At 40.1% G+C, this 1,538-nt stretch carries 1 protein-coding gene; it reads left to right on the top strand.

The window, feature by feature from the left end; all coding sequences use genetic code 11:
• Window positions 1-676: 676 nt before the first annotated feature.
• On the top strand, window positions 677-1,297 hold the full coding sequence (locus tag ACHUFZ_RS21190; protein WP_394128707.1) for a hypothetical protein: 621 nt from the start codon (window positions 677-679) through the stop codon (window positions 1,295-1,297).
• The last annotated feature ends 241 nt before the right edge of the window (window positions 1,298-1,538 follow it).

Here is a 1,538-nt window from a genome sequence, read left to right as displayed (position 1 = left end):
GAATCAACTTTAGTGTTTACGGCACAATGGTTTAGGTCAGGTGATGGCGTTGCTCACTACTTAATTTGGCGTTATGTTTACTTGTATTTCAATGGCTTAAATATCTTAGGCTCTAGTTCTTTGTCCCTCTGGCAATTCGTCTCTAGTAGACTCAGCAAATCAGTATTGTCGGCCTAAACTCTTGAGCCTCTCCGCCCGTAAAACATGCCAATGTTCGTGGGTTGCTTCATTGTCAGGTCGTGGCGGTTGGCTTATCGTTTAACTGGCTTAAAGTCGCTTTTAGGTTCTTTGCCAAGTAGCATTTCGGTTTGGCAGTTGCCTCGGCAATTCAGCATTGTTTTGCACTTTGGTTGGAAAGAAAGGGCACTTGTTGTTACTTGGGCGGGTTGCCTCATTGGGCAGGGAAGTGGAATTACTGTTTTTGGGTTAGTCGCTTTTGGTGGCCAAGTTGGTTCTGTCCTTGTGGTTTGGTTCAGAAAACTGGCTTGAAATAGCAGTTCTTTCTCAATAAAGTCAGTAACTTGTGGTAAAACATAACAATCAATTTAAGAGGGATTCACAACGCTTGGCATTTTTGGTTCTACTTCAAATTTAGTGTTTATGGCACAATACTTTAGGTTTGGGTGTAGGCGTTGTTCACCCCTTAATTGGGCGTTATGTATATAAGGAGATTACATTGAAAAAGGTCGGTTTGATAATTTATGGAGCGATATTTGCGCTATTACAGATTTTAAATATTGTTAGCTCAATATTAACCTCTTCGTTTTCTGTAGGCGTAGTGGTTAGTACAGTGTTTACTACATTGTATTTGTTTGGCTTTTACGGATACATCTTCAAAAAACGATTTTTTACTCCAAAAGTTTGGAGAAACCTCTTCTATCTACAATGTGCAGCGTTAGTTCTTCAGCTTCTTCCTTTACTGTACGGCTTTAATGTCGAACTCCTTGTTGGCGTGGGCATCGCGGTTCTTATTACTATCCCAATGCTTGTTTGTTTGTACCGCTACAGTTCTCCAGATAGCGATATTTGGGTTTCTGCCTCTGATAGAGAGAAAGCAGCACAAATCGAACAGTTGTTATCAAACACTGAAGAAATTTCTGCATCTAAAACGGTAGGTACGAAAACAACCACTGCAATTATAAGCAAAATAGGTGATGGTTACGTTGTTCAGATCAAGCGTATTTCCGAGGAAACTGAAACTTTCAAAAACGAGTTTGTGACTCTTAGCAGAGCGATAGAGTTCATCGAGAAGTATGCTTCAATAAGTTCGGCTGAGCTTGTTGAATCATATACATAACAATAAATTTAAGCAGATTCGCAACGCTTGGCACTTTGGGTTTGAATCAGCTTTAGTGTTTACGGCACAATGTTTTAGGTAGGTGGCAGCGTTGCTCACTACTTAATTTGGCGTTATGCGCAAGCAGAACAAAGGAGGTTCGATGCTTTATTTTCTAACGGCCGTTGCGGTGGTTTTCGGTTACTTGTATTACAGAAAAAAATCAAAAAATCTTACAACCACAAGTGAAGCAAATACTTTA

This window comes from Vibrio hepatarius, assembly GCF_043642085.1.
GTDB classification, from domain to species: domain Bacteria; phylum Pseudomonadota; class Gammaproteobacteria; order Enterobacterales; family Vibrionaceae; genus Vibrio; species Vibrio hepatarius_C.
Note: the sequence above shows the minus strand (reverse complement) of the source record. Positions and strands in the feature narration are given on the sequence as shown.